At 46.4% G+C, this 23,957-nt stretch carries 22 protein-coding genes and 1 other annotated feature; all 22 genes read right to left on the bottom strand.

The genetic code is table 11. The annotated features are described in order from the left end of the window. Positions 1-444 precede the first annotated feature (444 nt). Positions 445-1,893 (bottom strand): WxL domain-containing protein, encoded by a 1,449-nt coding sequence (locus tag ACOV1R_RS06885; RefSeq protein ID WP_003644597.1) that lies wholly within the window; start codon positions 1,891-1,893, stop codon positions 445-447. A gap of 6 nt (positions 1,894-1,899) precedes the next feature. Next, positions 1,900-2,934 carry a DUF916 and DUF3324 domain-containing protein gene (locus tag ACOV1R_RS06880; protein WP_003645929.1) on the bottom strand — a complete coding sequence of 345 codons (1,035 nt, stop codon included), beginning with the start codon at positions 2,932-2,934 and terminating at the stop codon, positions 1,900-1,902. 58 nt (positions 2,935-2,992) lie between these two features. Beyond that, positions 2,993-3,724 carry a WxL domain-containing protein gene (locus ACOV1R_RS06875; protein WP_217203130.1) on the bottom strand — a complete coding sequence of 244 codons (732 nt, stop codon included), beginning with the start codon at positions 3,722-3,724 and terminating at the stop codon, positions 2,993-2,995. 281 nt (positions 3,725-4,005) lie between these two features. Continuing rightward, positions 4,006-4,668 (bottom strand): potassium channel family protein, encoded by a 663-nt coding sequence (locus ACOV1R_RS06870; RefSeq protein WP_003644600.1) that lies wholly within the window; start codon positions 4,666-4,668, stop codon positions 4,006-4,008. Positions 4,669-4,677: 9 nt separating this feature from the next. Next, entirely contained in the window at positions 4,678-6,036 is a 1,359-nt protein-coding gene (locus tag ACOV1R_RS06865; RefSeq protein ID WP_003644601.1) for a TrkH family potassium uptake protein, read from the bottom strand. Between the two features lie 190 nt (positions 6,037-6,226). Then, entirely contained in the window at positions 6,227-7,372 is a 1,146-nt protein-coding gene (gene mnmA, locus ACOV1R_RS06860) for a tRNA 2-thiouridine(34) synthase MnmA (RefSeq protein WP_015640584.1), read from the bottom strand. 95 nt (positions 7,373-7,467) lie between these two features. Next, a complete protein-coding gene (locus tag ACOV1R_RS06855; RefSeq protein ID WP_003640843.1) occupies positions 7,468-7,809 on the bottom strand; it encodes a DUF1831 domain-containing protein in 342 nt (113 codons plus the stop codon). Beyond that, on the bottom strand, positions 7,787-8,971 hold the full coding sequence (locus tag ACOV1R_RS06850; protein WP_003645932.1) for a cysteine desulfurase family protein: 1,185 nt from the start codon (positions 8,969-8,971) through the stop codon (positions 7,787-7,789). Before ACOV1R_RS06850 ends, ACOV1R_RS06855 begins: the two co-directional genes overlap by 23 nt. A 58-nt stretch (positions 8,972-9,029) precedes the next feature. Then, positions 9,030-9,722 carry a 5'-methylthioadenosine/adenosylhomocysteine nucleosidase gene (locus ACOV1R_RS06845; protein ID WP_003640845.1) on the bottom strand — a complete coding sequence of 231 codons (693 nt, stop codon included), beginning with the start codon at positions 9,720-9,722 and terminating at the stop codon, positions 9,030-9,032. A 20-nt stretch (positions 9,723-9,742) separates the two neighbouring features. Beyond that, complete coding sequence (locus tag ACOV1R_RS06840; RefSeq protein WP_003640846.1) at positions 9,743-9,994, bottom strand: hypothetical protein; 252 nt, start codon at positions 9,992-9,994, stop codon at positions 9,743-9,745. Beyond that, entirely contained in the window at positions 9,994-10,548 is a 555-nt protein-coding gene (locus ACOV1R_RS06835) for an NUDIX hydrolase (RefSeq protein WP_003640847.1), read from the bottom strand. The genes ACOV1R_RS06840 and ACOV1R_RS06835 overlap by 1 nt, the downstream gene beginning before the upstream one ends. Before the next feature lie 194 nt (positions 10,549-10,742). Continuing rightward, complete coding sequence (dapF, locus tag ACOV1R_RS06830) at positions 10,743-11,741, bottom strand: diaminopimelate epimerase (protein WP_031263580.1); 999 nt, start codon at positions 11,739-11,741, stop codon at positions 10,743-10,745. Positions 11,742-12,204: 463 nt separating this feature from the next. Beyond that, positions 12,205-15,003 (bottom strand): isoleucine--tRNA ligase, encoded by a 2,799-nt coding sequence (gene ileS / locus ACOV1R_RS06825; protein ID WP_128485016.1) that lies wholly within the window; start codon positions 15,001-15,003, stop codon positions 12,205-12,207. A 69-nt stretch (positions 15,004-15,072) separates the two neighbouring features. Continuing rightward, positions 15,073-15,285: a binding site (T-box leader), on the bottom strand. Positions 15,286-15,316: 31 nt separating this feature from the next. Next, positions 15,317-16,015 carry a DivIVA domain-containing protein gene (locus tag ACOV1R_RS06820; RefSeq protein ID WP_003640850.1) on the bottom strand — a complete coding sequence of 233 codons (699 nt, stop codon included), beginning with the start codon at positions 16,013-16,015 and terminating at the stop codon, positions 15,317-15,319. 17 nt (positions 16,016-16,032) lie between these two features. After that, a complete protein-coding gene (locus tag ACOV1R_RS06815) occupies positions 16,033-16,818 on the bottom strand; it encodes an RNA-binding protein (protein WP_003640851.1) in 786 nt (261 codons plus the stop codon). A gap of 23 nt (positions 16,819-16,841) precedes the next feature. Next, a complete protein-coding gene (locus ACOV1R_RS06810; protein WP_003645935.1) occupies positions 16,842-17,096 on the bottom strand; it encodes a YggT family protein in 255 nt (84 codons plus the stop codon). A gap of 18 nt (positions 17,097-17,114) precedes the next feature. Further along, positions 17,115-17,537 (bottom strand): cell division protein SepF, encoded by a 423-nt coding sequence (locus ACOV1R_RS06805; protein WP_003640853.1) that lies wholly within the window; start codon positions 17,535-17,537, stop codon positions 17,115-17,117. A 23-nt stretch (positions 17,538-17,560) separates the two neighbouring features. Beyond that, on the bottom strand, positions 17,561-18,844 hold the full coding sequence (gene ftsZ / locus ACOV1R_RS06800) for a cell division protein FtsZ (protein WP_003640854.1): 1,284 nt from the start codon (positions 18,842-18,844) through the stop codon (positions 17,561-17,563). A 29-nt stretch (positions 18,845-18,873) separates the two neighbouring features. After that, positions 18,874-20,220: a cell division protein FtsA gene (ftsA, locus tag ACOV1R_RS06795; RefSeq protein ID WP_003640855.1), complete on the bottom strand. Its 1,347-nt coding sequence runs from the start codon at positions 20,218-20,220 to the stop codon at positions 18,874-18,876. Between the two features lie 116 nt (positions 20,221-20,336). Then, entirely contained in the window at positions 20,337-21,212 is an 876-nt protein-coding gene (locus ACOV1R_RS06790) for a cell division protein FtsQ/DivIB (protein WP_003640856.1), read from the bottom strand. A gap of 30 nt (positions 21,213-21,242) precedes the next feature. Beyond that, positions 21,243-22,334: an undecaprenyldiphospho-muramoylpentapeptide beta-N-acetylglucosaminyltransferase gene (gene murG / locus ACOV1R_RS06785; protein WP_003640857.1), complete on the bottom strand. Its 1,092-nt coding sequence runs from the start codon at positions 22,332-22,334 to the stop codon at positions 21,243-21,245. Continuing rightward, entirely contained in the window at positions 22,334-23,713 is a 1,380-nt protein-coding gene (gene murD, locus ACOV1R_RS06780) for a UDP-N-acetylmuramoyl-L-alanine--D-glutamate ligase (RefSeq protein WP_003644611.1), read from the bottom strand. The genes murG and murD overlap by 1 nt, the downstream gene beginning before the upstream one ends. Between the last annotated feature and the right edge of the window lie 244 nt (positions 23,714-23,957).

Genomic DNA, 23,957 nt, shown 5'->3' with positions numbered 1-23,957 from the left:
ATGATTCAGCAGTATCATTGCAACTCATCGTCAATCGCCGTTAGGCCAACCCTGTTAATACTTCAAATGACGTGGCGGATGGTCGTGATACTTCGTCACGCTCGCAACACGTCTTACGTTCTATATTATGACAGTTTTCAGACTGATTTTCAAAATCTGTTCACGAATTTTAACGATCATCACGCTATTATTTGATAAACACGATCAGTTGACCGGGCATGGTATCTTTTAGCCACTAAGTATGCAACTGCTACGCCATACTGCCAATGGCTGTTATTCACCGTACTACTCAGCCGTAAGAGTAAATCGTCGTTTTTCCAATCTACTTAATAAAAATATAATTATGTAAACTAAATCAGCCGAACCAAGTTCAACTCCAGCATTACCCTGCTTTAACAAAAAAGTGGTAAGTAGCTTTGAAACACTACTTACCACCACTAATTATTATGCAGCGGGCACAATCGCCAAGGTCCAAGTAATAATGCTTTGATACTCACCAGGCGTTGCCAATGGTGTTGCTGGTAACTGTAATGAACTAGGTGCCACATCAAAAGTTTGACTCTGATGACCAGTTTGCCGGTAAACGCTGGTTGTCGAACCATCCGTTGGTATCGTTTGATTGAGCACTCCCGTCGAGTCTTTGAGCATTAACCGAGCCGTCTTGATTGTTGTATTTCCAGCAGTAAAGGGACTCAGACTCGCCATTAACTGCCAGTCAGCCCCAACAGTCCGGTCATCAACCACGGCCAACCGATAGTCATTATTACCGTCATAACCGTCATTAGCTTTTACGGCCGTCGGGTCTGTCGCCAAGTCAGTACCTTGTGCGAGTCGCTGCAGGTTTAACGTTCCAAAATTAAAATTAGGAACGGCACTCAATGATAACCGCCCACCACTCTTAACTGTTAGCAAAGCGGCGTTGGTCGTCACCGTCTGTGGCTTGCCATTGACCGGATAGCTTAGACTCGCATAGTAGGCCGTTCCATCATCATCCGCATTGGTCGGTACCTTGACCGTATAACTCGTATCCGTGACATTGAGGGCTGTAGCCTTACCATTCTTGACACGATACCAATTGCTAACAGTCACCCCCTCGGGCAATGCTGGTAATGTAAATGTTGCCGGCGTCCCTTCTACGACCGTCACATCTTGTAACGCTCCAACCAAAATTTTGACGCTATCACTCAGACCATTAGAGGTTCCGGTAATCGTGACAGTTCCGTGATCATCCGCTTTTCCGGAATTATCCGTGGCGGCATCCGCTGCGGTCACATTCCCATATTCATCAACTGCCGCAAGTGACGGGTCACTACTCTTCCAAGTAATTGAATCCGTTGCTTCCTCTGGCGTCAGTGCTGCATGTACCATGGTCGTTTGTGCATTATTGAGCCACGCGTCATCACTCGTCACTTTGATGCCAGTCGTTACCACCCGGGCTGGCGTGACCGTCACTTTCGCGATTTTGGACCAATAATCAGGAAACGCCCCAACACCAGAGAAATCATACTGGACTTGAAAATAAAGATGCGTTGTTTTGGTCACTTGCGGCGCATTGAAAGTATAGGTTCGACTATTAGTGCCAATCTTCTGATAGGTTTGCCCCTCATCCGTCGATTCCCACCAAACGTACTTGCGACCACTCAACAGACTTGTCGCCGCCTCAAGCGCACTGCGCTGGGCCCGAACCGACAGCGTTACTGAGTTGCCACCAATCACATTTGAATCGATTGGCTGTTGTGAAAAACCGCCCGATAGATTCAAGCCTAAGACGGAACTCGGTGGACTGCTTGGCGATTGGGGCGCCGTTTTGGCTGCTAAGGCACTCGTGACGATACCTAAACCAACCAGCATACTTATCACCATTAGGCCACAAGCCTTGATCAACTTTCTCATCGTTCCTCACTCCTTACGCGAACGCCGCTGGCCAAACCAGTACGCCGCCATTAGAAGTGCTAAGAGAATGACTAGTGCCACTGCACCCCACAGCCACCAGTTGACCTGACGCGGTCCAACCAGATGATGATTATGTTGTTGCGTCCGTTCTGCAGTCAAGGTAAAGTCACGGGTGAAATCCCAGACACGCTGGCCGCTCGTTAGATGCAATTTTAGTCGGTACTTCCCTGCGGCTAAGTTTTGCGTGCCCAACGCGACTTGATAGTTAAACCAGCTATTCGGTGCCATTGATCCTGATTTAAGTTGCTGCGTGGCAACGGTTTTTCCCGTCGTGCGTTGAATAACGCGTGCTTGAATTTTGAGTTGTCCAAAAAGTGTCGGCGTCAGATTACGGAGTTTGGCAAAGAGTACTGGTTGCCCATTGGTGGGCGTCACTTTGACTTCATCGAGGACTAACTTAACTGGAATCGTCACTTGCGGCTGACACCAAAGCGCCACCGCTGTAACCTCTGCATAGCGATTCTTCAACATAAAACCTTGACTCGTCGTTGGCCGGGCCGCATTGGCGGTTGGATTGGTGACAAAGAGGCCACCTAACACCTCCCCTTGGAACCCAGACTTGGGAATCGTGGTCTTAAAAGCCACCGTTTTCGCTTGATGAGCCGCTAACTTAACTACGACGCCACTTGACGTCATGTCAGTAAACGTCGTCGTGGCAGATGGGTCATGCCGCTTAGACGGCACGTACGCGACGCTGCCTGCATCTGAGGTCGTTGCGTTGACCGGTGTTACCTGCAACGTAATTGCTGATTTACCAGGATTGCTGACGGAGACTCTGAACGTTGACGTCGTTCCCGGCGTGACCTTCATATTAAAGTAACCCGCCTGCTTATCTAGTTGATCCTTGGGCAGTAGGGGTGTCAGAATAAAACCCGATGCGGGTGTGTTAGATGCCGCTTGACCAGGTAATGACCCTAAAAGCCCGCCTAGTAGCAATGCCAACACTAATAACCACCACTGACCGATTTGTTTCCATCGCATTCTAAACACCCCCACTTCACTTAATCATTGAATAACGACGCGCGATGATCAGCTGAACCTATGAAGCTGCTTTTGGTGTTGCTGCAGCAGCTGCTGGTGCATTTTGAAGCGTCCAGTAAAGCGTTGCTGTGTAAGTTCCAGCAGAAATATTGGACTGCTTACCGACTTGCAATGAACTGCTCGTGGCAGTCGTCGCTGTATTTGAACCTTCACCACTATCTGCAGCAGTATTCCATAACGTTTGTGGGCTCGCGACCCATCCGTTTGTCACTTCGCTCTGATTCAAACTCAATGCGGTCGGCGCGGCAGTATTAGCATTGTCAGCGTTACCCTTGGTCATATTCAAATTCAATGTGGCCGAGTCAACTTTAGCCGCTCCCGAACTAAACGGTCCCATCCCAACTGTCAACGTCCAGCCAGCATGATTTCCCCGAAAGTCGCTAACGTTTAAATTGCCACTACCATTGCCATCATAGCCACTGCCTCCCGACGTATTGCTACTTGTTGCATTTAACGTTGTGGCAGCAGATGCAATATTCTTAACGTTGGTCGAACTTAACGCGATATTTGGCACAGCATCCAACGTTAATTCACCGGGCATAACCGTAAATTGTGCATTCGATAACGCTTCCGCATTACCCGTGCTATCCGCAACATAACCAGACGAAACTGTCGTCAAATTGTTGCTTGCTGTTCCGGGTCCGGCCGCTAACGCCGCTAGGGGCATTAGCGCAAGTGATAGTAAAGTTGCGCCACCACTCAACCCGGTCATTAATTTAAAAGTTCGCATGTTGCTTCCTCCTTCTCAATCGACTGCTTTTCCAGTCGCCTGCTACCATATTAGTTTACTAATCACTTTATGATTCCGCTTTCACCGTCCTCTTCCCCTGACGCCAACCATAGTTTATCATGTATACCAATCGAAACTGTGGGTTATGTTTTGATTCATTAACTTTCCATATTAATTAAACGCCTGGTGATAACCGGCCACAACGTGGATACCCAGTCACCCTTGTAACCAAAAAAACATCAAGGCCCGTTGTCCTTGATGTTTTTACATCATTAATTCATTTATTTTTTTAACGCTTCATCTAACGCAATAACGCCCTTAACTGGACCAACCACAGTAATCACATCATGGAGGGCCATCATATCCGTCGGCTTGGGCGAGACATCAATGTGTTTCTCGTGTTTGATTGCAATTACCGTCAGACCAAAACGTTGCCGGATCTTTAAATCGATCAGATTCTGATTAACAAAGTTCGGATCCGTAATCTCGATTGCGGCCAACGTATACTCATCACTTAAGTCAATAAAGTTTAAAATATGGTTGGAAAGGATGCGGTGGGCAATGCCCTGACCCATATCACGTTCCGGAAATACGACTTGGTCAGCGCCGACCCGTTCAAGGACCCGCCCCTGGTCGCTAGTTTCGGCCTTGGCGATGACCTTTTTCGCCCCCTGCTCCTTGCTCAACATCGTCGTCAGAATACTGGCTTCCATATTATTGCCAATCCCAATAATCACATAATCAAACGTATCGACGTTCAAATCACGCAACACCTGCTCGTCACGGGTATCAGCAATCATTGTCTGTGTCGCCACGTCCATTAGCTCGTTAACTGGTTCTTCGTTAATATCAACGGCCAAAACATCCTGATGAGCTGCGGCAAGAGCCCGAACAACACTCTCACCAAACCGTCCTAGACCAAATACAGCAAAACTTTTTCGCATGTTGCCCACCTAACCAATCAAAATATTTTCTGCCGGATAACGGATCAAGTTCACCCTAGCTTGACGTCTGGAAAGCGCGTAGAGTGACGTGAAGATCCCCACCCGGCCAATAAACATTAGCATCATGATTACAATCTTCCCAATCAAAGTCAGATTGGGCGTCAATCCCAAACTGAGTCCGACGGTTCCAAATGCTGATAACACTTCAAACAAAACGTATTCCAACCCGAAGCCCTTCGGAATTTTTTCAGTCTGCGTTAAGATCAGTGTTGCCACTGTCAGCACAATACTAGCCAAGAAAATCAGCATTAGCGCCCGATTGATATTCTCCTGACTAAAACGACGATGACTAAACTCAACATCACGGCGACCACGTAGCTGGGCAATACTTTGGAACATCAAAACGCCAAACGTTGTCGTCTTGATCCCACCCGCAGTCGATCCAGGCGTCCCACCAACGAACATCAGAATCATAATGACCAATAAACTCCCCGCTTGCAATCCTTGAGTAGGCATTGTGATTAAACCCGCTGTCCGGGGGGTAACACTTAAAAACAGCGTATTGATCGTTCGGTTGACCCACGACATTCCGGTTGGCAACAGTTCCAAGTCACGTTCAGTGATCAACAACAAGACAAAACCGATGACAAATAAACTGAAAGTTGTGAGTAAGGTCAGTTTGGAATTTAAAGTCAGTCGCTTACGCGTATGGTACAGCAGCACGTCACGCCAAACTAAAAATCCAAGGCCACCCGCAATAATTAGGATCATCGTGACCGTCAAGACGTATGGATCATTACGAAAGCCTTGCAGACTATCGCCAAACACATCAAAACCGGCATTACAAAATGACATAACCGCATGGTATAGTGACACATACAATCCGTGACGCCAACCAAATCGAGGTACAAAATCAATTGCGAGCAACCCAAGACCGCCTAGCTGAAAGAGCAGTGACAAACCCACGACATACTTCATAACGCTTTTAGTATCACTCAATCGTTCCAAATTCAGGGAGGCCTTGACCATCAACTGCGTAGAGAGACCGATCTGACGACGCATAATATTAAAGAGGAGTACCGCAAAGGTCATGTAGCCCAGCGCACCGACCTCCGAAAGTACCAGAATCACCAATTGACCAAACGTTGTCCAGTGCGCAGCAGTATTGACGACGGTCAGCCCAGTAATACATGTCGCTGATGCCGACGTAAACAACACATCGATCAACGACGTGTGCACGTTTGCTGGCGTCGCCCATGGGAGGCTCAGTAAGACTGTCCCAATCAGAATTAAGATAATAAAACCGGCTACCATTTTCTTAGATAGCGTATCAAAAAATTTAAAATGTGCTAATTGTCTCATAATCATTCCATCCCACAACAGCTTATCGATTATAACCAATCAGTCCGATTGATCATACTCCATTTAGCTTAATCAACCTAGTCAAGAAAAGCAAGTCCGACCTAAGCTTTGACGTACGCCGGCCACGGCCGACCCAATACATACAAAAAAAACCGCTAATCAAGCTCAGCTTGATCAGCGGTAAACCAATTACGAACTAAACATACTGTAAGACGCGCTCATCATTATAAGCAGCGTCAATCATACCGGAACCTAAGCATTCCTCACCGTTGTAGAAGACAACGGCCTGTCCAGGAGTAATCGCCCGAACTGGATCATCAAAAGTCACGGTAACTTCCGTGTGGTCATCATTAAAATGCACCGTCACACCAGAATCTTTTTGCCGGTAACGGAACTTTGCCGTCACGTGGAAGTCATTACCTAAGTCTTCATCAGTCACAAAGTGTAAATCAGACGCCTTTAAGTGGGTCGCGTACAGGTGCGGATTATGGTAGCCCTTGCCAACATACAGAATATTCTTCTTCAAATCTTTGCCGACCACGAACCATGGCTCGTTATCCTCGCCATCACCACCGATACCAAGTCCGCGGCGCTGGCCGATCGTGTAATACATCAGCCCGGCGTGCTCACCCTTCACCTGACCATCGAAAGTCATCATCTTACCGGGCGTTGCTGGTAAGTAATGGCCTAGGAATTCCTTGAAGTTCTTTTCGCCAATGAAGCAGATCCCAACGGAGTCCTTCTTCTTAGCTGTTGCCAAGCCCGCGTTTAAAGCAAGCTTACGAACGTCAGGCTTCACCATTTCGCCAAGTGGGAACATCACCTTTTGTAAGGTCTTCGAATCCAGCTGACTTAAGAAATAAGTTTGGTCCTTGTTGCTGTCAACACCACGCAAAAGGTGCATCGTGCCATCTTCATCATGTTGTAACCGCGCGTAATGACCAGTGGCAATGTAATCCGCCCCTAAATCCATCGCGTAATCTAAAAACGCCTTAAACTTAATTTCTTTGTTGCAGATAACATCGGGGTTCGGTGTGCGGCCCTTCTTGTATTCGTCTAAGAAGTACGTGAAGACCCGGTCCCAATATTCCTTCTCGAAGTTAATCGAGTAATAAGGAATCCCAATTTTATCTGCCACTTTGGCAACATCTTTATAATCTTCGGTCGCGGTACAGACACCATTTTCGTCCGTATCGTCCCAATTCTTCATAAACACGCCCACCACGTCATAACCTTGCTGCTTCAAGAGCAACGCCACTACGGATGAATCAACACCACCACTCATGCCGACAACGACACGCGTGTTACTGTGATCAGTCATACTTTTCACCATCATTTCCAAAAGATTCTGGAGAATCCACGATTTGAAGGTCGTACAAGTCCAGTAAGTTCCATTATAACAAAGAAAACGCCGGCTGCAAGCCAGGCGTTCCCTGATTAGTCCGTCGTGAGGACATCCCGTTCAATAAAGTTAGCTAAAATATACCGTAATTGTTCAACAGCTTCCGGATGGGCGTCATTTTTGAAAATATTTGCCCGTTGGACACCATTGCCCGTTACCGTCGTCATCTTAAACCCAGTCAAATCCGCATTGACTGTCATCTTCAGCTTGAAAGCCGCTTGATAGGGTGAAGTGGGATCCAAGGAACGTTCAAAACTAAACGCGCCCGAGCGACCTTTCACAAAACCCAAATCCATCAACGTGTATTTCTTGACCGTTGGACTCAGCGTATACGTCTTAGTATCCCCATCTAGTTTAACCGTTGTTGTGTATGCCATCGTCACGCCCCCTGCTTTTTAATAAGCGCTGCGTCGTCTTCGTCAGCACCGTTACAAACTGATCCAGATCAGCCTTAGTAGTATAGCGACCAAAGCTCAACCGAATCGACTCGCTGATCCGGGGAGAGTCTTCACCATACATTGCAATTAAAACGTGTGATGGTTCTAGGCTCCCCGCCGTACATGCGGAGCCCCCAGAAACTGCGACACCACCTAAGTCCAGGTTAGTTTGCATTGTATAGGTCGATACCCCTTTGATCCATAAGTTCAAAACGTGTTGCAAGTTATGCTCACCGAGGGACCCGTTGACTTCAAAATCAACTCCGTTAGCCGTTAACTGGTCAACGATGTATTGCTTGAACTCACGATACTTAGCCTGCCGGTGGGCTTTCTCAGCGGTCGTCAGTTCTTGCACGGCCGTGGCAAAGCCCGCGATTGCCGGGATATTTTCAGTACCGGCACGGCGCTTATCTTCCTGTTCGCCACCCTTGACAAAGCTAGGAAAGTTAATGCCATTGCGTCTGTACAAGAAGCCCAAGAATTTAGGCCCATTGATTTTATGTGCTGAGGTGGACAACATGTCAATATGATCCCGTTGCACATCAATATCCAACAACCCGTAGGCCTGCACTGCATCCGTATGGAACCATGCCTGGTGATCCTTTAACAATTCACCAATTTCATGGATTGGCATCTGTGAACCAACTTCATTATTCCCGGTCATGATTGAGACGAGAATCGTATCAGGACGTAGTGCCGCCTTCAAATCATCCAGACTAATTTGTCCCTGTTCATTCACGGGTAAATAAGTAATCTCAAACCCATGTTCTGCCAAAAAAGCAGTCGATTTAAGAATCGCTTGATGTTCGATTGCCGTCGTAATAATATGCTTGCCTAAATGTTGGCGCGTCCACGCGGTCTGCATCACCGCCGTATTATCACTTTCTGTACCACCACTGGTAAAGATAATGTCATCGTCAGCTGCGTTAATGCTTTGGGCAATCACGTGCCGACTATCGTCTAAAACTTCACGGGCGGCCCGACCGAATGCGTGGGTGCTTGAGGCATTACCAAACGTATTCGTCATTTGATCCGTCATCGTCTGAATAACGGACGCTGCCATTGGGGTCGTTGCCGCATTGTCTAGGTACACTTGCTTCATTACATCATACTTCCTTCTAAATAATTCTTAGTTATTAGCATCGCTGCGATACATCTGACTAATTTTGCGCCGCAAATAATGCAAGTAACATCGCTGCGGACTGCTTACCCGCTTCCAGGATAAATTCGTCAAAACTAACACCGGCATTTTCATCACCGACATCGGACATCGCGCGAATCACCACATATGGCGTCTGGAACTGGTGACAAGCTTGACCAATTGCGGCGCCCTCCATTTCACTAGATAGTGCTTCTGGAAAGTGTGCTAAAATCTTATCGGTAGCCGCCTTACCTGCGATAAATTGGTCACCGGAAACAATCAGTCCAGTCTTGGCATTCAAACCGGTTGCCTTGGCCGCTGCCATGATTTGCTTTACCCAATTGGCATCCGTTTCGTAGTATAGTGGCTGTTGTGGTAATTGACCATATTCGTAGTCAAAGGCCGTCGCATCAACATCGTGATAAGCAGTTGCCTTAGCTACGACAACGTCACCGACATGCAAACCAGCGCCAATCCCACCTGCAGAACCAGAGTTGATGACAACGTCCACATCAAAGTTAGTAATCATTAAAGCCGTAGTCATACCAGCTTGCACTTTACCAATGCCTGATTGCACTAAGACAACTTCCTGCTGATCAATTGTCCCATCATAGAACGTAATATCCTTAATATTAACGATCTTTTCGTCTTGCAAAGCGTCCCGTAACGTTTTAAGTTCTTCTTCCATCGCACAAATAATTCCAAATTTCATGTGAGCCTAGCGCCTACTTTCTATGGTGTTAAAAATAAAATTAAAAAGACAATAATAATCCCAACGACTAGTCCAGCAATCGCCCAATTCAATTTGCGGGCTAGCCGTTTCGTCTTGGCTTCTTCAACAGCCCGGTTATTCTCAGCAGCATACGCTTGTCGGGATGCACTGGGTTCAGCCGTTGGTGATTCTTGCTCCTGAGTATCGTGACCAGTTGGCTGGCTACGTTGTTGTCGATATTGCTGTCTGGTGAGTCGATCATCATCTGCCACTATGCTTCAACTCCTAACTCAGGGTGACTTTGCCAGTACCAAATCGCCATTACGGTTTTGGCATCCTGAATCTGACCAGTCTGAACTTGACTGACAGCCGTCGCGAGGTCCAGCTTGATGAGCCTAATTTGTTCGTCAGGGTCTTGTGGGAATGCCGTTGCAACCGCACTCAGACCGGTAGCAACGTACAACTTCATTAGTTCGTCCGTAAACCCGGGTGACGTGTAGAATTGGGCGACTGCTTCTAAGTGCTGAGCTGTCAATCGGGTTTCCTCATTTAATTCGCGGACGGCCGCCTGGTCCATGGTCTCACCGGATTCGACCTTACCAGCTGGAATCTCGACGGTCAGCCCACCGGTTGCAGCGCGCCACTGTTGTTCAACAATCATTTTATGTTGCGCGGTAATCATCAGCATCGCGACGGCCGGCTGGTGTCGCACAATTTCACGTGTTGCCGTCGTTTGATCTGGTAAAGTGACTTCTTGTCGTTCGACCTGTACCAACCCGCCTTGATAAACCAACTGACGACTCTGAACCCGTTCCTCAAATGTCATTGATCAAGAACCCCTTTCAGTGTCTGCTCTCTCAATAAGGATACCGATTTTTTAGCTCGATTGCAATTTTCAACTGGGCGATTTCGGTAATTTTAACGAACCCGCAAAAAATGGGCTAACGAGCGACCAATTTGGCTCCTTAACCCATTTTTCCAATTCTTAAAATCAAGCGGACCAATTGACACTAATCGCCATTAGGCCTTTGCAAGGTTAGCGACGAAATCTTCATAAGCAACCTGCTCACCAGTTTCCGTTGCGGTAGCTGGGCTGTAGTCGCCCTGAAGCGCATCTTCTAATGGCAAAGTCACGATCCGGACGAACGTCGCGTTACCGATCAATTCCATCCAGTATTCTTCATCGGCACCTTGGTGAACAACGGTTTTGACCATCCCACCAGGATTGGTGACGTGGATTTCTTGATTAAAATCGGTACTTTCTTGGTGTAATAACACGTACATCAATGAGGAAGCCGACATCGCAGTCCCACAAGCATTGGTAAAACCAACCCCGCGTTCAAACGTGCGTACAAAAATTGAATTTGGTCCTAAGACTTCCACAAAACTAACGTTGACGCCATCAGGGAAAATTTGGTTTTTACCATCATTCATCCATTCACCGATACGTCCTAATTCGGGGCCAACCAACGTATCATGGTCAACGAACGCAATCAAATGCGGATTAGGCACCGCCACAGCTGAGAATTTCAAGTCAGCAGACAGCGCTGGAATCTTTTCATTAATAATTGTCGTCGCATCGTTATTCGCATGCATGCCAAGTGTCTGCGCGTCGAAAGTTACGGGTGAAATTTCAACACTGTAAGCTGGGACGTGGGCCGCAAAATCAGCAACGGCCTGCACCTTTAAGTCCGCATACATCGTCTGAACCCGGAAGTCTTCCTGACTATTTTGCGTGCCCAAATAACGAGCAACGGTCCGTAGCCCATTACCGCACATGCTAGCTTCCGTCCCGTCCGCATTAATGACCCGCATCCGACCAAGTACTTGTGGATGTTTTGATTTATCAACAACCAACACGCCATCAGCGCCATCGTACAAACCTGCGCCGTCACGTTTACAAATGTTAATTGCCAATTGCTTCAAATCCGCATCCGATAACGGTGCTTGAAATTGTGTTTGATCCAATAAATAAAAATCGTTACCAGAACCGTGTACCTTGATCATTTTCACAGCCATCAACATCCTATCTATATAAAATCGACCTTAATTTAAACTACTTCATTATCATACTGACTTTTTCATGAAAATTCAATTGCAAAGGACCATTTCTCATAATAACCATTCAAAGTCCTGCGCAGCAACTGTAAATTCTTAATAGCTCTTAAATCTTGCATCCGAAAAACGCAATCAGTTTTTTNCTGACTTTTTCATGAAAATTCAATTGCAAAGGACCATTTCTCATAATAACCATTCAAAGTCCTGCGCAGCAACTGTAAATTCTTAATAGCTCTTAAATCTTGCATCCGAAAAACGCAATCAGTTTTTTACAGCTGTATCTCAATCATCCCGGTGTTCGGATTTACTGACTACTTGATAATCCCCACACGCCAGCACAAAAAAGTGCCACTAATCAGTCCCGTTCGACTGATTAGTGCCACTTTTCATAAGTTATCAAGACTCACGCTAAATCTAATTCAGATTAAGCTTCCAAACCAGTTGTTACTGATTCAGGGTAGTTTTCACGAACGATTGCGGCGCACCGTGCACATAACATCGGATAAGCCTCGTCACTGCCAACATCGGTCTTAACCATTCGGCAACGATCACAAACGTCACCGTCAGCATGGCCAACCTTGATGGCTAACGTGTCACCAAATGTTTCTGCGTCTGCAGGCGCGTCACTTAACGCGTGTAGATCTAATGCTGAAACCATCAACATCTGCCGAACATTGGTGCTCAAATGATCTAAGAAGGCTTGCGTATCATCATCAACATACAAATCCAAGTGTGCTTCCAAGGATTTACCAATCAACTTAGCATCCCGGGCTTCTTCCAACGCCTTTAAGACGTTACTCCGAAGATCCATGAACCGCGTCCATTGAGCCATCAACTCGTCGCTGTTCGCATAATTTTGAACAGCTGGCATCTCAGCTAATTGCGCAAATTCTTCTGGTTCCTTCAAGAATGGCCAAATTTCTTCAGTCGTGTGTGGCAGCATTGGTGTGAAGAGCTTCGTCAAGGCAACCAAAACATCGTAGAAGACCGTTTGCATCGACCGCCGTGAATGGCTATCCTCGGCATCAATGTACATAATATCCTTGGCAATATCGAGATAGAAGTTTGATAAATCAACCGTCAAGAAGTTGATCAACTTCTTGTAGATATCCAAGAAATCATAATGATCGTAATGATCCTTCGTCTCAGCTACGAATTCGTTCAACCGTGTTTCCATGTACTGGTCCACACTTGCTAAATCTTCATAAGCCACGCGGTTGGTCTTCGGATCAAAGTCTGCGGTGTTGCCTAACATGAAGCGTACCGTATTCCGGAACTTCTTGTAGGAATCGGCTACTTGCTTAAAGCTTTCCATTGAGACCCGAACGTCGGAACTGGTATCCACTGAAGCGACCCACATCCGAACGATTTCAGCACCCATCTGCTTAATAACATCAGCTGGCGCAATCGTGTTGCCCAGTGACTTACTCATCTTACGACCTTGATTATCCAACGTGAAACCTTGTGACAAGACTTGCTTGTATGGGGCATGTCCAGAAACAGCCACACTCGTAATCAAGCTTGAGTTGAACCAACCACGATATTGGTCAGAACCTTCAAGGTATAAGTCGGCTGGATAGTCGAGGTATGAGCGCTCTGCCAGGACACCTTGGTGTGATGAACCAGAGTCGAACCAAACATCCATAATATCGGTTTCCTTAGTAAAGGTACCGTTTGGTGAATGTTCATTGGTATAACCATCTGGCAATAGGTCCTTTGCGTCGCGTTCGAACCAAACATTCGAACCATACTTGCCAAATAAATCAGCTACGTGGTTAATCGTCACTTCGTCCATGATGGCAGTGCCATCTTCAGCATAGAAGATTGGAAGAGGTACACCCCAAACTCGTTGCCGTGAAATGACCCAGTCACCACGATCACGAATCATGTTGTAAAGACGCTTTTTACCCCACTCTGGGAAGAATTCAACGTCATCCATCGACTTAAGGATTTCATCACGCATATCACCAACGGAAGCAAACCACTGTGGCGTTGCCCGGAAGATAATCGGCTTCTTAGTCCGCCAGTCAAATGGATAGCTGTGTTCGTATGGCATATATTTCAGTAATAACCCAGCGGCCTTCAACTTGTCCAGTGCGATCTTGTTAGCGTCATCGTAGAAGGCCCCCGCAAAATCATCACCAGCTTCAGCCGTTAAGAACCCTTTGTCATCTACGGGAGCAAAGATTGGCAGGTCGTATTGCTTACCGATCCGGTAGTCATCTTCCCCATAACCAGGCGCAGTATGCACTAGCCCAGTCCCAGAATCAAGTGTGACAAAATCACCTAACATCGTTACTAGATGCCGACTATTGTCAAAAGGATGTTCGCACAAAATGTTTTCGAGTTCCGCACCCTTGACCGTTTTAAGCACTTGAACATCTCCCCAACCAAATCGTTCGGCATTTTCGTCCAACAATTCAGCCGCGAGCACAAACTTACGATTTTCACCAGCCGGTTGCACAACGACGTAATCAAAACTTGCATCGATTGTGATTCCTTCTGAAGCTGGAATCGTCCAAGGAGTTGTTGTCCAAACAACCATATAGGTATCATCATCTAAGACACCCTTACCATCAATGACATGTTCACCGTAGAAGGCGGATGGCGATGTCACATCATGATATTCCACTTCAGCTTCTGCCAAAGCCGATTCAGAAGACCATGACCAGAAGACAGGCTTTTGGCCCCGGTAGATCAAGTGACGTTTAGCAAACGCACCAAAGACCCGCACTTGAGCCGCTTCAAATTCTGGCTTTAACGTTAAGTATGGGTTGTCCCATTCACCAGCAACGCCTAAGCGCTTAAACTCATCACGTTGACGATCAACTTGTTCCAACGCGTATTTCCGACAAAGTTCTCGGAATTCATTGTCCGTCATCTTCTTGCGGTCATAACCGGCTTGCTTTAACTTCTGTTCGATTGGTAGCCCATGGGTATCCCAACCAGGAACGTAAGGTGCCCGAAACCCATTCATCGACTTATAGCGAACGATGAAATCCTTCGTGATCTTATTTAAGGCGTGCCCCATATGGATATCACCATTCGCGTATGGTGGGCCATCGTGTAAGATAAAGCTTGGCTTACCTTCATTCAATTTTTGCCGTTGTTCGTAGACTTTATTTTCAGCCCACACATTTTGCCGTTCAACTTCTTTGACCGGTAAGTTTCCACGCATTTTAAACTTGGTCTTACCGAGGTTTAACGTTTCTTTAACGCGCATATTCTCACTCCTTAAAATTTTTATCAAACAATCGCCATTGGATTTTTAGACACAAAAAAACTTCGTCCACCCAGGGACGAAGTTATCGTGGTACCACCCAATTTTAGAATTGTTTAAATTCTCTCTTAGCATGGTTAACGTCCATGGACCGGCCACCCTTACTCAATTCAGGATAGCATTCGGAGATGATCTGCAACTAACTAAGGGACGACTGCCTTTCCATTGCCGGCAGCTCTCTGGGCGTATTAGTTAATTGTTTGCTGTTCTCCTCAATACATTCAATTCGCTTCAATTGTGCCTGACGATCGCCTAATTAATTATTAGTGCTGTCATCATCAGGGAAAATAACCACCGTCTGTTGTTGGACTTGATCGCCACCGTCCGCAACGGGGGTCTCACCACTCGTTGCTTCCGTAATTTCAACGGTTGCTTCTGAGTTTACGCTCGCATCCCCCGAGTTGTCAAGGTTATCTTCCTTTAAAACGTGTTGAATTTCAGCATAATCAGCCGTATTCGTTTCGCTAAGTAGTTGATCCCAATCCTTGCTCTTAACCACTTCTAACTGCGATTCTAACATCACTTGCAAGCGTTGCCGGAAGACCCGCGTTTGTTTCTTCAAATCATCAGTTTCAACGGATAATCGTTTGGCCTTTTGAGAAGCTTCGTCGATCATTTGGTTTGACTTGTCGGTTGCTTCACTCACAATGTCAGACGCTTGTTTCTGAGCTTCGCGGGTGATAATGTCGGCTTCCTTCTTAGAGTTCGTCTTCACTTTATCAGCAGCTTCTTGAGCCACCAAGATAGATTGATTCAAGGAATCTTTCAATTCATTGAAATACTTCAACTTACCTTCACTCGAGTCCAACCGTTCTTGGAGGTCTTTATTTTGCTTCAAGGTAATTTGATAATCTTTGATAATTTGTTCTAGAAAATCATTAACCTCATCAATATTGTAACCACGCAGTTTCGTTGAAAACTCTTTGTTATGAATGTCATCAGGACTTAACACCATTAGAATTCCTCCAATATCTATTTACTATGAATAATATTTAATGTTATTCGCAGCCGCGCTTTTTTGGTCTCACCGCTAATTTCGGCAAGTCGGACACGACCGTAATGGTTCACACTCAGCATATCTAACAATGCTAACTCGTAATCAGCTTTCGGTAAGTCAGCCCAATTCAGCCGAACCTTAGCACCTTCGATCAATTCCTTGGCGTGATGCCGCGACAAGTTGAACGCCGCCTTAATGATACTATCCGCACGTAATGAACTAACCGTCGTAGTAACTGCCTCCCAGTCGTCTTCCGGTGTGATCACCGCCGACAATGGTACCGCTGTTAAGTGGACTTTCGTCTTACCAAAACGGTCGATTTGCTCCTCGAAATAGCTGGCCATCTCGGTTTCGCACACAAACTGCCATGTCGTTCCGTCAGTCACGATGTCACCAAAGACATCACGCTCGACGCCGGCATTGGCAAGCGTACCCAGAATTTGACCATGCTTTAAGGTGGCAAACTTCACGGGATAAACAATGTTAAACAGTGTGATTTGAAAATCGGCCACTTCAGGTTCGTAATACACCGGGTAAAATAAGATCCGTTGTAACTCAGCACCTTCAAAGCCACCGGATGCCCGCATCCGCACGTCGTCTAACTGGTTGACCAGCGTTTGCGCAATGTAGATTTGTCGCGGGTTCAAAAACGCAGTTAAGATTGGTCGGTACTGATCAGCTACTTGCCGTAGCCAACCAGTGACCTGTTCAATAAATGGGGCTTCACTATCGCGAAAATGTTGTTTTAAGTTATCATTCACGATACTATCCTCGTTATTTTAATTTAGTATATCAATAAAGTTATCAGATAAAATAGGCCACTTTCAGCTAATTGGAGCACTAACAGCGCAATGATCGGCGAAAAATCCAGTCCGGCAATTGCGGGAATAAAGCGCCGAAAAATACTGAGAAATGGTTCACAGATTTGACCTAAGAATTGGCCCACGCGAGTATTATAAGCTCCCGGGAACCATGACATCAAAATGTAAACCACAATGGCTAATTGGTACAGTTGAAACAACCGACTAATAATCGTCACTAACAGGCCACTCACTCCTTATAATTTGCTCGTATCAAACTGACTTGTCGTACTTCCGGAAACCTCGTAATTTTCAGGAATACAGAGGAAAATTTCATCACCAATCCGTTCGATCTCACCATTGATGGCAAAAACCGTCCCGGTCAAAAAATCCACAATCCGGCGTGCCATTTCATCATCGACGTGATCAAAATTAATGATTACAGCTTGATTTTTCAATAACTGCGTCGCAATTTCTTTCACGTCCGAATAAATTTTCGGTTCGAATAGGGCAATTTTGCTATTCACCGACTTGCCCCCTTGCATTGGAACTACCTTTGGCGTGCTCCGAGTATTGGTTGCAGATTCAGTGGGAGCCGCCGCTTGGGAAGCTTCGGTGGGTTCCTCATACTGACTGTCAGAATCACCAACACCAAAAAAGTTACTAATGAATCCGGCCATGTGCTTGCGCTCCCTTCACCGTTTTACTTACGCCGGCGCTTGAAGAATGGTGGTGTATCTAGCGAATCACCACTGTTATCATCCTTACTATCGTCAGCTTGTGAGTTGTCATTAAAGACATCAAAATCAGTTTTTTCAACATTGTTAAACTCTTGACCATTGTTGACTGGCCGTGAATTGTTCGGTTCGCGCCGAATATCCCAATTACCGAATGGGTCGTTAGCTTGGGACTCACTTGATTGGGCCGCTTCACTCGTCGCTGGCTGGTCAGTTGGCGTTGCGAACATGCCGCCTCGTTGCTGACTAGCTTCACTACGACTAGGCTGGCTGTCCATCTTGAGTTCGCGTTGCTTCTGATCGATACCAGTGGCAATCACGGTCACCCGGACTTCATCACCAAGACTTTCATCGATCGAAGTCCCAAAGATAATGTTAACATCAGTCGTTGCCGCTTGGGAAACAATGTCAGAAGCAGCTTGGGCTTCATACAAGGACATGTCGGGGCCACCCGTGATGTTCAGCAAGACTTGTTCGGCACCATCGATTGAAACTTCCAATAATGGTGAAGAAATGGCTTGTTTAGTCGCGTCCGCCGTCCGGTTTTCACCACTAGCAGAGCCAATACCCATCAGAGCGGAACCTTGGTTTTGCATGACCGTCTTAACGTCGGCAAAGTCCAAGTTAACGTACCCTGGTGACGTGATTAAGTCAGAGATACCTTGAACCCCTTGACGTAACACATTATCAGCTTCTTGGAAGGCTTCCATCATTGGAGTCTTCTTATCAACGATTTCAAGCAAACGGTTGTTAGCAATAATGATCAACGTATCAACGTTGTCTTTCATCTGAGCAATTCCTTCAGCAGCGTTACGAGCACGCTTAGGACCTTCAAATGTAAATGGACGGGTGACAACACCCACTGTCAGCGCGCCGGAGTCCTTAGCAATTTTAGCCACAACTGGTGCCGCACCATTACCAGTACCGCCACCCATACCGGCCGTTACAAAGACCATATCTGAGCCTTGTAACGCTTCTGTCAAGGCCTCTTCACTTTCCTGCGCAGCCTTGGAACCAACATCAGGATTAGAACCTGCGCCTAATCCCCGCGTAAGCTTTGGTCCAAGTTGAATTTTAGTTTCGGCATTTGAAGTTTGTAATGCCTGCACATCAGTGTTGGCAACGATGAATTCGACGCCTTTAACATCTTCAGCAATCATCCGGTTAACGGCGTTACCACCACCGCCACCGACACCGATGACTTTAATATTAGCCCCTGAGTTCTGGGTTGAATCTAAAGAAAATTCCATGTTTTTTCCTCCGTCATTTCTATCCGATATTAATCAAAGAAGTGGTTGAAGAAGCCTTTGACCCGTTCAACAGTTCCCTTATGATCTGGATCAGCCTGTTCCTGTGGTGCTTGTGGCGCAGACTGTTTCTTAGTTGCTTTTTTAGGTTGTGCTGCGGGTTGGCTAGGTGCTGGTGTTGTATCAGCAAATTCCAACGCCACACTGGCACGAGTATCACCGGTAAGTGCACTCTTAACGAGTAACGTAACTTCACTCAAGGCCGCTTGATATTTGATGACCGCTAACGCCTCATCAAACGACGGATGCCTCAAGCCCATTTGATTAGGCGTAAAGACGCGAACTCGCGTTCCAAAACGTTGCGCCGCCAAATCAGTGATACCGGGTAATGCTGCCACCCCACCAGTTAAAACAATGCCCCCGGGGAGCTCGAGCGCCCGAATCTCATCCAAGTGCTGCTTGACCTTATCAAAGATCTGGTCTAGACGAGCCTCAATGATTTCTGCTAAGTATTGCTCACTTATTTGCTCCGGTGTACTTTGCCCAACAACATCAACTGGGAAAAGTTCATCATCCGAGGCCTGCTGAGCATCGGCATAGCCATAATCACGCTTTAACTTCTCGGCATTCTCGATCGATGTATTCAAAACGACCGAGATATCTTTGGTAATATACTGGCCGCCTTCTTGGTCAACGTAAGTATACTTCAATTGGTGATCATGTATAACTGCCGCAGTCGTTTGACCACCGCCCATGTCAATAATGATCGAACCAAAATCTTGTTCACCGTCATTCAGCACTAAGGAACTTAATGCCAAGGGCGCGATCACAATCTGTTCAATTTGCAGTCCAGCCTTTTCCAAAGCCTTCCGCGTATTGTGAATGATTGTTTTCGGACCAGTGAACAGGGTGCCGTGCATTTCAAGCCGGACCCCAACCATGCCACGTGGGTCCTTGATGCCATCAAAACCATCGACGACAAATTCATCGGGGATGACATCCAGTACTTCCCGCTCTGGCGGTAAACTCTGAACTAACGCAGCCGCCGCAACGTTTTGAACATCTTCATTATTAATTTCTTTGGACTCATCTGCCACGGCAATCATACCACGACAGCGTTCAATTTTAACCAGGTTAGCGGGAACTCCCGCAATCACCTTTTTTATTTCGATACTTGCTTTTTCTTCAGCTTGGCGTACTGCTGATCGAATCGTTTCGGCCGCCTTATCAATATCGACGATCACGCCACGACTTAAACCATTAGAACGTGCGCTTCCCACACCAATAACGTTCATTTGCCCTTTAACACGTTCAGCAACAATGACTTTTATTGAGGTGGTCCCTATATCAAGTCCGACATAAATTCCTGAATTATCCATAATAGAGGAACCTCCTAGTATTTTACATAAATATTCAAGGATTCGCTGACATATCCAGTTATTCCTTAGTTTACCATATCCTAAGCGCTTTTAAAAAGGTCACACTTAGCATTCTATCAATTATTCTGATTCTTGAACGGATAGGAGTATGCGCCCACCTCAAGATTGATGACACCCTTGGTTTTCATCTTCGCCACAATTCCCGGATAATAAGCCATCTTGCTAGCAAAAGTGCTAATTGTTGCGTACACTTCATTACCGTCATTCATGTAAAGATGAACCCGTTCGGGATTAGCCTTGTTCGGCGCAAACTTGATCTCAGAAATATTGTGTTTGACCGCCGATGGTAACTTAGCGTACTGTGCAATCATCGTTGCTAAGCGGTGACCGCTTTTAAAGTTGGCATAGATCGGTGAACCGCCACCGGGTTGAGAATAGGTCGCTTTCAAAATCAGCCCATTTTCCAAAATTCGTCGATAGTGTTGACCAGTCGATAAGTAACCCGCGATGCGAATTTCCTTAACTGTCACCCGAACACTGTTCAATCCAACTAGCTTAGTCGTGACCTTGCCAATTTGCGGCTGGGCGCGTTCTGCGCGCTTAGTAGTCCGTTGATCATGACCAATCACGGACCATAAGGCAACTCCAGGGTTGATCTTAGTCGCCGTCTTGACCTGCGTAACAGACAATTGATCGTTACCATGTACGGTCACCGTCTGAACATGGCTCAGTGGTGAAATGAAGTAACCAGCCACACCAGCACCGATCAGGAAACAGCCCATCAAGATCACGACCCGTTTGAAAAGTAATCGGCGGCGCTGAGATTTGAGTTTCGGTAATTTATCGCCAATTCGCAGGCGTTTACCTGACCAACTATGGTGACTCTTTTGCGCTGCGCGATGATTCTCAGCCGCGTCTCGTTGAAATCGTTCCCAGGGTGTCAGCTGCTCGGGGTGCTCACGCTCCTTGGGCTTTTTATGAAAAATGGCCATCACACCCACCCTTTCACTCTAGTCTCTGTGCTACTTAATCACCGTTTCTAAAACGTGTAGTAACTGGTCGGCCGCATCAGGCATCCCCAGTTTTTTCGCATTAGCCGCCATCGTCTCACGATGCGTGGTACTTTGGAGAAGGCCATCTAATGCAGCTACCAAACTGGTTCCCGTCAAATCAGCTTCCTTAATCAGTTCAGCCGCCCCCGCATTCACGAGGCTTTGTGCATTCTTGGTCTGATGATCATTCGTAACGTATGGACTAGGAACTAGAATTGAAGGAATCCCTAAAGCCGTAATTTCCGCAATACTAGTTGCACCTGCTCGACCAAGAATAACCGCGACTTCTGGTAGAATTGCTGGCATATTTTTGATGTATGGTTCGATTTTAACATTCGGAGCTAGCGCTGTCGCTGACAAGCCATTCCGAATCTTTTCGTAGTGTACCTGACCGGTGACGAACAAGGTCTGATAGTCACGTTTGTTCAGTTCAGGAATTGCCGCGACCGCTGCTGCGTTAATGCGCGCAGCACCCCGGCTCCCCCCAAAAATCAACGCCGTTGGAATATCAGGATCCAGATCAAACTGCGCCAAAGCGCCACTTTTTTTAATATTAGCCACTTGTTGGGCTCGAGGATTCCCAGTCATCACAACTTTTTGAGCGGGAAATTGTGATCGCGCACTCTCAAATGAAATGGCGATTTTATCCACAAACCGACTTAGGAATTTGTTAGTGACACCAACAACTGAATTCTGTTCATGAATGACCGTTGGAATGTGCATCTGGCTCGCCGCGAAAACGACCGCACCACTCACGTAGCCCCCGGTTCCGACCACAACATCTGGTTTAAACGCCTTAATGTACTTACGCGCCGTAACCACACTCTTTAAAAACAAATAGACTGTTTTAACATTTTGTAATGACAATGAACGCTTAAAGCCCTGGATCTTGATTGTTTTAAAATCGATCCCCCGTTCCGGCACAATGCGGCTCTCTAGTCCACGATGGGTTCCCACAAACTGAACTTGCGCTTCGGGATCATGTGCTTTTAAGGCATCGATCAGTGCCAGTGCGGGATAGATATGACCACCTGTCCCACCGCCAGAAATCATTAATCGCATTAGTTTTCTTCCGCCTTTCCAGTTAACTGTTCGATTGCTTTAATAAATCGGTCGCCCCGCACTTCGAAGTTCGGGTACTGATCCCAACTGGCACAAGCCGGCGATAACATGATGATGTCACCAGCCTGACTATGTTGCCAAGCAATTGGCACAGCAGTCTCACAGTTGTCCGTAAACTCAATATCTTGAATACCAGCCAAACGCCCAGCGTCCGCCATTTTTTCAGCAGTCTCACCGAAGACGATTAACGTCTTGACATGCGCCTTTAATGCGGGAGCAAGCTTTTCAAACGTATTACCACGGTCCAAACCACCAGCAAGTAAAATGACCGGCTGATCAAAGCCCTTCAAGGCCATCTCGGTCGACACCAAGTTGGTTGCTTTGGAATCGTTGTAAAATTGCCGGTCCTGATACGTCTCGACATATTGAGTCCGGTGTCGAACACCCGTAAACGTCTTCAAGACTTGAACGATTCCTGCTGTTGGAACGGCTTGAAGTTTAGCAACAGCAATCGCTGCTAACGCATTTTCAACATTATGATCACCAGGAATCCGGATATCAGCAGCATCCATGATGTACTCATCTTTAAAGTACAGCTTGCCGGCCTCTTCATAGGCGCCATCTTTCGTATTGGCTTGCCGTGAAAATGGCACGACGGTTGCTTGTGATTGCTTACTGAGTTGCCGCCATTCTTCACTATCCCAATTAATGACTAGATAATCATTAGCCGTTTGGTTCATGGTGATTCGCATCTTTGCCTTGACATAGTTCTCACGTGAGCCATGGTAATCCAAATGCGTCGAATAAATATTCGTAATCACCGCAATATGTGGGTGCAAAGTTTGAATACCACACAACATAAAACTCGAAAGCTCAGTCACCATTGTGTCGGCCGCCGTAGCCTTTTGTGCAATTGCTGAGGCCGGCACGCCAATATTGCCTGCTACGTAAGCTTTACCGGCATTTGTGCGTTGATTAAGCATCATCGTGATCATCGTCGTTGTCGTGGTTTTACCGTTCGTCCCCGTCACACCAATCAACTCTCCCGCTAGGATTTGCGATGCAAGTTCAACTTCGGTAATAACTGGAATACCCTTTTCCTGAGCCCCACTCACAATTGGATTTGAGTATGGAATACCCGGGTTCTTGACAACAACTTTAAAATCTTCATCTAGTAGTGACAGCGGGTGACCACCCGTGATAACTTTGATTCCATCACTCAATAATTCCTGTGCATCCGGGTTCTCATCAAATTTCTTTTTATCATTAACGGTCACAAACGCACCTAATTTGTGGAGCAACCGTGCGGCATTGACCCCGCTCTTTGCTAATCCAAGAACCAAAACCTTTTGGTTACGATACTGCTCAACCGACTTCATAAACCAAGATCTCCCTATAATGTTTGTAGATGATACCTAAATTAACTTGTTATGTGGCTGATGCACCAACTCGTGGTCATCAGCAAATTATTCATGGTGAGCCAGTGACCAATTCCACGACATAATCTGCGGCAGACAACGCAACCATTTAAAGAACAATCGTTGCGTTGATAGGAATCAGTACTATTTACTTGTCACTTACTTGGCGACCACCAATGAATAAAGTCATACCGCAAAGACCAAT

This window comes from Lactiplantibacillus sp. YT640 (assembly GCF_049745435.1).
Classification (GTDB): Bacteria; Bacillota; Bacilli; order Lactobacillales; family Lactobacillaceae; genus Lactiplantibacillus; species Lactiplantibacillus plantarum.
Note: the sequence above shows the minus strand (reverse complement) of the source record. Positions and strands in the feature narration are given on the sequence as shown.

What these genes read in the sequence shown, in the direction of transcription:
- ACOV1R_RS06820 (WP_003640850.1), bottom strand. Translation starts at nt 16,015, where the DNA reads ATGGTGTTAAGTCCTGATGACATTCATAACAAAGAGTTTTCAACGAAA.
- ACOV1R_RS06885 (WP_003644597.1), bottom strand. Translation starts at nt 1,893, where the DNA reads ATGAGAAAGTTGATCAAGGCTTGTGGCCTAATGGTGATAAGTATGCTG.
- ACOV1R_RS06875 (WP_217203130.1), bottom strand. Translation starts at nt 3,724, where the DNA reads ATGCGAACTTTTAAATTAATGACCGGGTTGAGTGGTGGCGCAACTTTA.
- murD (WP_003644611.1), bottom strand. Translation starts at nt 23,713, where the DNA reads ATGAAGTCGGTTGAGCAGTATCGTAACCAAAAGGTTTTGGTTCTTGGA.
- ACOV1R_RS06805 (WP_003640853.1), bottom strand. Translation starts at nt 17,537, where the DNA reads ATGGCCGGATTCATTAGTAACTTTTTTGGTGTTGGTGATTCTGACAGT.
- ftsZ (WP_003640854.1), bottom strand. Translation starts at nt 18,844, where the DNA reads ATGGAATTTTCTTTAGATTCAACCCAGAACTCAGGGGCTAATATTAAA.
- ACOV1R_RS06870 (WP_003644600.1), bottom strand. Translation starts at nt 4,668, where the DNA reads ATGCGAAAAAGTTTTGCTGTATTTGGTCTAGGACGGTTTGGTGAGAGT.
- ACOV1R_RS06850 (WP_003645932.1), bottom strand. Translation starts at nt 8,971, where the DNA reads ATGAAGCAAGTGTACCTAGACAATGCGGCAACGACCCCAATGGCAGCG.
- ftsA (WP_003640855.1), bottom strand. Translation starts at nt 20,220, where the DNA reads ATGGATAATTCAGGAATTTATGTCGGACTTGATATAGGGACCACCTCA.
- ACOV1R_RS06845 (WP_003640845.1), bottom strand. Translation starts at nt 9,722, where the DNA reads ATGAAATTTGGAATTATTTGTGCGATGGAAGAAGAACTTAAAACGTTA.
- ACOV1R_RS06865 (WP_003644601.1), bottom strand. Translation starts at nt 6,036, where the DNA reads ATGATTATGAGACAATTAGCACATTTTAAATTTTTTGATACGCTATCT.
- murG (WP_003640857.1), bottom strand. Translation starts at nt 22,334, where the DNA reads ATGCGATTAATGATTTCTGGCGGTGGGACAGGTGGTCATATCTATCCC.
- ileS (WP_128485016.1), bottom strand. Translation starts at nt 15,003, where the DNA reads ATGCGCGTTAAAGAAACGTTAAACCTCGGTAAGACCAAGTTTAAAATG.
- ACOV1R_RS06880 (WP_003645929.1), bottom strand. Translation starts at nt 2,934, where the DNA reads ATGCGATGGAAACAAATCGGTCAGTGGTGGTTATTAGTGTTGGCATTG.
- ACOV1R_RS06790 (WP_003640856.1), bottom strand. Translation starts at nt 21,212, where the DNA reads ATGGCCATTTTTCATAAAAAGCCCAAGGAGCGTGAGCACCCCGAGCAG.
- dapF (WP_031263580.1), bottom strand. Translation starts at nt 11,741, where the DNA reads ATGGCTGTGAAAATGATCAAGGTACACGGTTCTGGTAACGATTTTTAT.
- ACOV1R_RS06835 (WP_003640847.1), bottom strand. Translation starts at nt 10,548, where the DNA reads ATGACATTTGAGGAACGGGTTCAGAGTCGTCAGTTGGTTTATCAAGGC.
- ACOV1R_RS06855 (WP_003640843.1), bottom strand. Translation starts at nt 7,809, where the DNA reads ATGGCATACACAACAACGGTTAAACTAGATGGGGATACTAAGACGTAT.